Origin of the sequence: Ectothiorhodospira sp. 9100, from assembly GCF_022227565.1 — a bacterium.
Lineage (GTDB): Bacteria > Pseudomonadota > Gammaproteobacteria > Ectothiorhodospirales > Ectothiorhodospiraceae > Ectothiorhodospira > Ectothiorhodospira marina.
The window spans coordinates 1-7,766 of sequence record NZ_JAJNAN010000075.1 but is presented as its reverse complement, the minus strand read 5'-3'; the positions used below and the strand labels follow the sequence as shown (position 1 = coordinate 7,766).

Here is a 7,766-nt window from a genome sequence, read left to right as displayed (position 1 = left end):
GGCTGGCGGGGGCCGCGAGTTCCGCTTCCACCTGCGACAGGGCCGTCTGCAGCAGCCCCGGGTCACACGGTACTGCGTCTTCAGGCATGAACAGCCAGGCATTGTCGGTGAGCCCATCGAAATGGCCATGGGTCTGCATCCAGGCATCGTCGGCATGGGCCCGCACCAGGACAGGCTGTCCATCGGCAAGACACTGCTTGAGCAGGGCGACACGTCGATGCCACCAGCGGTCGTCGGAGGCCCCACGGCCTTCGAATATCCAGGCCGCATGGCCCAGCATCTCGCCCTCGAATACCCGGGGTGGTTCCGCAAAGCCCATGCCCATTGAACCGCTCAACTGAAACTCCTGGTCGACACTCAGTGCATCCCAGCCGATGCTCACATTGGGCATGCCCTCATCATCACGCAGGTGGGCGGCAGCGCGATTGCGGAAGGTATTCATGCCCTCGGGTACCCGATAGGCCACAACGGCAGGGCTGCTGAAATGCCATTCGGTGCCGGGCCCGATCGCCTCGGGACAGGGCCGAACATCCTCCGGCAGATTCAGGTGCATGTGACGCCAGAGATCCCGTGGATCATTGTCGTGCCACCAGGATTCGGTGGCGGCCAACTCCACCACGATGGGAGACGGTGCAGGCCCCTGGAAGAGGCAGGACTCCAGCACATAGACCCACATGGGGCCTTGCACAAAGGATCCGGAACCACTGTCACTGCTGTAGAGTCGGGCCGCCACCCCCAGAAACTCATCGGATTGGGACTCGGGCACCTGGGCCAGCACATCCTTGAGCGCGGAGGCCTCACGCCCCTGCCGCCCCGTTCGGACCCGAAGCATGGCCTGCCGGCCATCCGCCTGAAGCCGGAACTGTTCATCACGATCCGTCATCACCCGCCAGCCCGGGGGTGTTTCGTAGCTCAGCAGGCCTCCCAGGGCGGTGGTACTGCCTGCCCAGGCCGGCAAGGCCAGCGCAAGACCCAACAGGCCCGCGACGATGACCAGCAACCTGCCCCCTTTGTGTATCCTGCAACGCACCCTGACTTGCATGTGTTTCTCCCCACCTGGTATCGACTGATATCGGCCCACGCGACGCGCCTGGCGCGATCGGCCAGGCCTCATTGAACAACGGCCTCTTGCCCCGTGCCGACCACACCACGCCCCGCCTGCAGGGCCATGGCCAGTGACATGAGGCGGGACAGATCCCGCAGTACGCTGTCGCCCACCACCATCTCCGGCGTGAGGCCGCGACCACTGCAGCTTTGGCCATCGGGGAGCAGCACCTCCCGGTTGGTGAACCTGAGCACCGAGCCATCCGACAGCCGCCGATCGGTCTGGGAGCTGCATTTCCCGAAGGTGGGCTGCCCCACCAGGTAGGCGCGGCCATGATGTTGCAGGACGCCCGCAAACACCTCTGCCGCACTGGCCGTTTCCGGCCCGATCAGCAACACCAGCGGCATGACAAGCTTGTCGCCCCTGGGGGCCTGAAAGTCGCGCACCTGCCCGCCCCTGGCCATGAGGCTTCCCAGCGGCGTCCCGGGCGGCAGGAACAGTCCGGCCAGGTCAAGGGCTTCGTAGAGATCCCCGCCCACGGCATCACGCAGGTCCATGACCAGCGGCGATCCCGCGTCGCCCGCACCCGGATTGGATCGCTCGATGAATTCCAGGGTGGCCATCAGCGCCGGTCGTGTGCGACCCGCCAGGAAATCCCGTACCCGGAGCACACCCTGGCTCCAGGGCTCGACCAGTTCCACATCCAGGGGCCTGAAGCGCTCGCGGATGAGTGTGGTCGTATGCGCCGGCATCTCCCGCCCGGCCTGCCATGTCAGCACCAGTGGGGAGCCGGACTCACCACGCAGGGATTGCAGAAGCTCTTTGACCTCACGCCCCGCCACCGGCTGCCTGTCAATCTCAAGGAGCCGCACCCGACCGGGCAATCCGGCACGGTGGGCCGGCCCGCCCTGGTAGACCTGCAACCAGACCTGATCGCCCTCAAAACGGACATCCGCGCCGATCCCGGTCCAGGCGCGCTGGTCCCGATCCTGCCGGGCGGCCTCCTGGGAGGAGAAATGGCGCGCATAGGGGTCCACGTCTGCCAGGCTTGAATTCAGGTCATCGGCCCGGAGCGCCGCAAGCGATCTCTCCGGTGGTGGCTCGAACGACTGCTCACGTAGCAGGTCGCGGATTTCGTCCAGCGGTACAGGTGTCTGTGCGGCGGCCCCACCAGAGGCCGCCAGCAGCAGGGCCAGCAGCCCACCGGCCAGTCGCCTCATCTGGCCAGGTCCAGTGACAGTTCCATCAGCAGATCGAATTCCTCTCGCAGGGCATTGCGCTGCTCTTCCAGCTGTCGTCGGCGCAGGTCCGTCTCCGCGTCCCCCATCCCGCTACCTTCCAGGGCATCCAGGGCGGATTGCTGGGTGTTCATGCGCCCGCGAAGATCATCCAGGCGGGTCTGCAATGCCTGCACCCGCTGATCCTCCTCGCCATGCCGATCCGACAGGCTTTCCACCTGACGGCTCAGGCCAGTGACGTCACGATCCAGGGCTGCCAGACGCTCCCGTTCCAGCGCCACCTCACGGCGCTGACGGGTCTTGCGGGCCTCCAGGTCCTCCCGTTCGGTTTGCAGTTCCTGCTGGGCCTGGCGCAATTGCTCCAGGCGATCCTCGCGCTCCTGCACCCGCTGATCGTAGGCACCGCTGCCCATTCCCTGGATGCCTCCCAGCAGCCCTCCCTCGCGGGGGTCCGTGGTGGTGGCGCAGCCAGCCAGCCCCAGGGTGCCCATCACAGCCACCGTCAGTGTCATGCGTTTCATACCGACAGCCTCTGATCGATGCGGGCCAGCTGGCTGCTGCCTTCACGCAGTTCCTCCAGGTTGCCCTGCAATTCGGCCACCTCTCGTTCCAGGCGCGCCAGGTAGGGATCATCGGCGGGCCGGCCCTTGACCTCTTCAGCGAGAATGGCTTCCTGCACCTCCAGTTCTTCCTCCAGGGCCTTTTCCAGCTTCTCGCTGCGGGCCAGCTGGCGCTGCAGATCCTGACGCTGGGCCTCCAGGCGTTTCCTGTCCTCGGCACCGGCATCGTAACGGGCCCTGAGGTCTCGGGATTCCCGTTCCAGGGCGGCAATCTCGGTCTTCATCTCCTGGTTATAGGCCGCCGTGGTGGTGTTGAACTCGGCCACCCGGGTGGCTTCGCCGTCCAGAAAGTCCTCCGTGGTGGCATAGGCCTTCTTGCGCTTGGCCACCTCGTTACCCACCACATAACCGGCCCCGGCACCGAGCAGGCCGCCGATCATGGCTCCCCGCTCCTTGTCCACGGCATAACCCAGCAGTCCACCCAGCAAGGCGCCGGCCGCCGTGCCTTCGGTGCGGGTGCGATCCGTGTCATCCATATGGGCACACCCGGAGACCAGGGCACCGGCGAGGATGATGGGAAGAGTGGTTTTCGTGATTTTCATGGTCTTTGCCCCCTGCAGGGATGTGGTGATCAATTGTCCTCAAAGCCTTCAAAGCGCTCACGGAAATCCTGCATCCAGGCTTGGGGATCTCCGCGACGCTGCTCGCTGAACACCTCCACGTGCTCACGCAGGACGTCCATCACCAGACGCTCGCGGGGCGGCAACTCCGCGGCATCCAGCACCTGGAAGGCGTGTTCGATGTACTGGGGCTCGTAGTCCCCCAGTTCGGCAATCTTGTCCTGATAGCCCCGCAATTGCTCCCCGGCGGCCACTTCCAGGTCGTGCATGGAGCGCTCCACGGCATCCACCTGATCCTGATAGCGGGTGGAGATCTCGGCCAGCCGACGGGCCCGCTCCAGGGTGTCGTCCAGACGTGCCAGGCGCGACAGGTACACACTCAGGTTCACCCCGTTGCGGGCGGCATCCTGGGCCAGGCTGCGGGCACTCTCACGCTGCGCCAGTTCCAGCCGCTCCCGGGCCCGGTCCATCTGCGCCTGCACGGCCCGCAACGGCTCCACCAGGTCGGGGTTTTGCGCCATGAGGCGATCCAGAATCGGGTCCACGGTTCCCAGTTGCACCGAGGCCTGGGCCACCAGGTTATCCAGGGTACGGCCCACTGGCATGGTGCGGCGCAGGTCCTCACGATAGGCCTCGTATTCCTCTTCGATGCGCGCCTGCTGGGCGGAGCTGACCAGCACATTGGCGCCGATGGCCAGCCGCACCCCGGTGTTGAAGGAGCGCCGTTCCTCCATGTATTCCCCATCCGCGTTCCAGGCGTACACGTCCAGTTCCGCCCGGAGCGAACTGCGCAGTTCCGAGGCCGGGGTGGATACACTGCCGCCACGCACCGCCACGCCGCCCGGCTTGCCCTGCCAGATCTCCGGGCGGAACAACCCGGAGGTCATCTCCTGGGCATTGCCCAGCAGGTCATGAAAGCCCAGGCCATCGGCCTCGCGCAGCCCCACCGGGCGCAGTTCGTGTCGCGCATTGCCCAAGTGCCAGGCATGCTCATTCATCTGGCGAGCGGGAAACGGCAGGCGATCATTGAAACTCCCGGCCTCCAGGGCCGGCACGCCCCCTCGCGCCGTGTACTCCCATTCCTCCTCGGTGGGCAGACGCATGAAACCGGGCACGCCGTCCACCCGGGGCAGATCGGCGCGACGTTCCGGGTGATCCGCGTCAAACAGCCACTGGTTATAGGCCCGCAGGAAGGCCTGGATATCCTGGTGGCTCACATAGGTGAGGGGCTGCATCAGGGCATCGCGCAGTTCCCGGCCCCTGAGCTGCGGGAGTTGCTGAACCTGGGGATCGCCGCTGGTCTCCAGCAGGGTGTCCAGGCCCATGACGGCAACATACTGGGCCCGGGTGAGCTCATACTTGGCCAGGACCAGATACCAGCTGCCGTCCTCGCGAGGGAAAGAGCCACTGATCTGGGTGCGTTGCAGCCCTTCGAAGATGCCCCCGGTGGCATCGCCGATCTGAATCACCCGGTCCCGATCGCCCCAGAAACCCTGCCCCGGCACCGGCACGTGTCGAAACACCATCTGCGCGCCATCGGGCATGGGCAGGACCAGATCCCCGGCCGCAGGACGCGGGTTGAATACCGACTGGGCCGGCACCTCGGCCAGGACCGCCCCCGGCACCAGCAAACAGGCCAGGCAGACAAGGACACGCCCCAGGCGGCCCGGGCAGTGGCCGAATCGGGGGTATCGAAGGCACTGGAGAAGCGGACTAATGTTCACGGATGGCCTCCGCCGGATCGATGCGGGTGGCCCGCCAGGCGGCCACCAGCGAGGCAAGCACCGCCAGTGCCAGGGTGGCGACAATGGCCAGCAGGATCTGCTCACCCGGGAGGGTGCAGAACCGCTCGCCAGGCGCCAGTTCACTGGAAAAGGTGCGATTGATGGCCCAGGCCAGGGATGCGTACCCCCCAAGGGCGGCCGCCAGGCCCAGGGCTGCGATCATCACCCCCTGGGCCACGGGAAAGAAGAAGACATGCCAGCGGGCCAGACCCAGCAGCCGCAACACGCCCAGGTCACGCCGCAGGCGCTCCACGGCAGCGTACAGGCTGGCCACCAGCACGGCCGTGCCACCGCTGATGCCCAACAGGGCGATCAGCCAGAACAGCCGCCCCAGGCCCTCGTCCAGGATCTGAATGCGCTGAATGGCCTCCACCTGGGCCACGAATTCCAGGCCCTGCTCGCGCAGGCGTTCGGCCAGCTCGGGCACGTCGTCGATGCTTTGGGCATAGAGGCGAAAACCCCGATAGCCCCCCCGGGCCATCTCGAAGCCTCCCGTATCCGATCGATGGGTCAGGGCGCGCTGCACACCCGTGCGCAGCACGCCCAGCAATTCCACGGGCACCACCGGCCGCTGCCAGCCCCCCGCACCCACCACGTCGAGGCTGAGCGTGAGGGTTTGCGCCCCGGCACTGACCACGTGCAAGGGCTCCCGGGAATGACCCGCAGGCACCAGCACGGAGGTGAGTTCATCCCCTGGCGCGGCGCGCCCGGAGAAGCCGCCCCATGGTGTGGCGGGGACATCCAGCAGGCGGGCCTGCCGGGGCGACAGCGACAACCCGGCCAGCGCGATCTCACGGCCCTGGGCGTCTGCCAGCGGGATGGGGTCCACGTAGGGCAACACCACGGCCTCACGTCCACGCAGTTTCTGCTCGATGGCCCGCAGGTTGGAGACGGTGACCGCGCTGCCGGGGGTGAAGACATCGTAGGCCGTGAGTGACCCGGGCACGGTCACCCCCGTGCGTTGCCGAACGCGCTCCCGATCCGCGTCGGCAAGGCGGGCAAATCCGGTGTTGATGATCAGACCGGTGCGGGCAATGGGATCCAGGGGGTCTTCCAGCAGCAGGATGGCGCCGTCAAAACTCAGAAAGGGTTCGGGCGTATCCCCGGCCCAGCCACGGTCCGGCGCCCCGTAGCCCTCCTTGTAGGCCTCCACATCCACCACCAGATCCAGGGGCGCGTACACCCGGGGCAGGCTGCCGGCGCGGGCATCCAGCACGGAGAGCACCTGGAAGGTCTCCCGGGCCTCTTCGGTGCGTGTCCCCCGGGTGCGGGTGACCCTGACCTGCAGCGCATCTCCGGCGCCCACCCCCATGCGCCGGGCCGCCTCGGCCGAGAGCACCACCTGTCCATCGCCGGGGATGCGGGCACCGTTCTCCAGCAGGAGCGGATCACCGGGCCCGGTGGGGATCAGATCAAACAATTCGCTGCGACCGCCGTGGGGGTTGACCACCTGGAGCACCGAGGACAGCGGCAGGATGGTGGGGGTGAGAAAATCCACCCCGGGCCAGCGGGCCACCTGCTCGAACCATTCCGGCGCGAACTCCCGGGTATGGGCGGGACGGATCTCCCGGTAGACCGGATCTTCCACCAACCGCTCACGCAGGGTCTCGATGGTGCCGCTCTTGAGGCCCATCAGCACCAGCAGGGGCGCGATCACCGCCGCCAGGGCCACCACCAGGCACAGGGTGAGGATCCAGTCGTGACGAAGGTGGGAAGCGGCCAACCCGGGTATGAGTCTGATGGGGTGCGCCGCGGACGGAGGCTTCATGCGGCCGCCCCTTCCTGAAGGGGGTAACAGGTGGAGCGGGTGGCATTCTCCGAGGTCTGCATCACATCGAAGGTGTAGGTGCGGTCGGCATGCCCCTTCACCAGATCCACGTCATGGGTCACCAGGACCACCGCCACGCCTTCATCCCGGGCCAGCGCCTCCAGGTCGGCCATCACCGCCCGGGCACGGGCCTTGTCCACGGCCGCCGTGGGTTCATCGGCCAGCACCAGTCTCGGGGCGTGCACCAGCGCCCGGGCAATGGCCACCCGCTGACGCTGACCCACCGACAGGGCGCAGGGCATGCGGTCCAGGCAACCCTCAAGACCCAGACGTTCGGTCAGTTCGTGCAGCCGTCGTCCGGCAGGGCCACAGCCGCGGATTCTGGAAGACAGTTCGATGTTCTCCCGCACACTGAGAAATGGCAGCAGGCCCCCAGTTTGCAACACATAACCCAGATGATCCCGGCGCAACGCCGCCAGGCTCGCCTCATCGCCAAGGCGCCAGAGACGGCGGATGTCGTGTTCGGGACCTGCCTCAACGGCGTGAAAGTGAAACGCCTCTGCCCGGGTGGGGGCCATGACCAGAGCCAGCATGTCCAGCAAGGTGCTCTTGCCGCAACCGCTGGCTCCCACCACGGCCACCAGTTCACCGGGTTCCACCGAGAACGCCGGCACCTCCAGGGTGAACACACTCCCTCCCTGGGAGCGGTCCTTGCCAAGGCCTGCGATCCGGATCATGGGCACGGCAGCGT

The 7,766-nt window shown here is 66.9% G+C and carries 7 protein-coding genes; all 7 read right to left on the bottom strand.

Going from position 1 to position 7,766, the window contains the following annotated elements:
• Window positions 1-1,042: hypothetical protein (locus LPW29_RS14490; protein ID WP_238628604.1), on the bottom strand; the 1,042-nt coding region annotated here is incomplete at its 3' end.
• A gap of 68 nt (window positions 1,043-1,110) precedes the next feature.
• On the bottom strand, window positions 1,111-2,265 hold the full coding sequence (locus LPW29_RS14485; RefSeq protein ID WP_238628603.1) for a S41 family peptidase: 1,155 nt from the start codon (window positions 2,263-2,265) through the stop codon (window positions 1,111-1,113).
• Entirely contained in the window at window positions 2,262-2,804 is a 543-nt protein-coding gene (locus tag LPW29_RS14480) for a hypothetical protein (protein WP_238628602.1), read from the bottom strand. The genes LPW29_RS14485 and LPW29_RS14480 overlap by 4 nt, the downstream gene beginning before the upstream one ends.
• On the bottom strand, window positions 2,801-3,445 hold the full coding sequence (locus LPW29_RS14475; RefSeq protein WP_238628601.1) for a glycine zipper domain-containing protein: 645 nt from the start codon (window positions 3,443-3,445) through the stop codon (window positions 2,801-2,803). Before LPW29_RS14475 ends, LPW29_RS14480 begins: the two co-directional genes overlap by 4 nt.
• A 29-nt stretch (window positions 3,446-3,474) precedes the next feature.
• Window positions 3,475-5,187, bottom strand: a complete 1,713-nt coding sequence (locus LPW29_RS14470) for a formylglycine-generating enzyme family protein (RefSeq protein ID WP_238628600.1) — start codon at window positions 5,185-5,187, stop codon at window positions 3,475-3,477.
• Complete coding sequence (locus tag LPW29_RS14465) at window positions 5,177-7,015, bottom strand: ABC transporter permease (RefSeq protein ID WP_238628599.1); 1,839 nt, start codon at window positions 7,013-7,015, stop codon at window positions 5,177-5,179. Before LPW29_RS14465 ends, LPW29_RS14470 begins: the two co-directional genes overlap by 11 nt.
• Window positions 7,012-7,766: ABC transporter ATP-binding protein (locus LPW29_RS14460; protein WP_338018710.1), on the bottom strand; the 755-nt coding region annotated here is incomplete at its 5' end. The genes LPW29_RS14460 and LPW29_RS14465, both read right to left, overlap by 4 nt.

Coding starts and splice junctions, on each gene's coding strand:
- LPW29_RS14485 (WP_238628603.1), bottom strand. CDS start 2,265: ATGAGGCGACTGGCCGGTGGGCTGCTGGCCCTGCTGCTGGCGGCCTCT.
- LPW29_RS14480 (WP_238628602.1), bottom strand. CDS start 2,804: ATGAAACGCATGACACTGACGGTGGCTGTGATGGGCACCCTGGGGCTG.
- LPW29_RS14475 (WP_238628601.1), bottom strand. CDS start 3,445: ATGAAAATCACGAAAACCACTCTTCCCATCATCCTCGCCGGTGCCCTG.
- LPW29_RS14465 (WP_238628599.1), bottom strand. CDS start 7,015: ATGAAGCCTCCGTCCGCGGCGCACCCCATCAGACTCATACCCGGGTTG.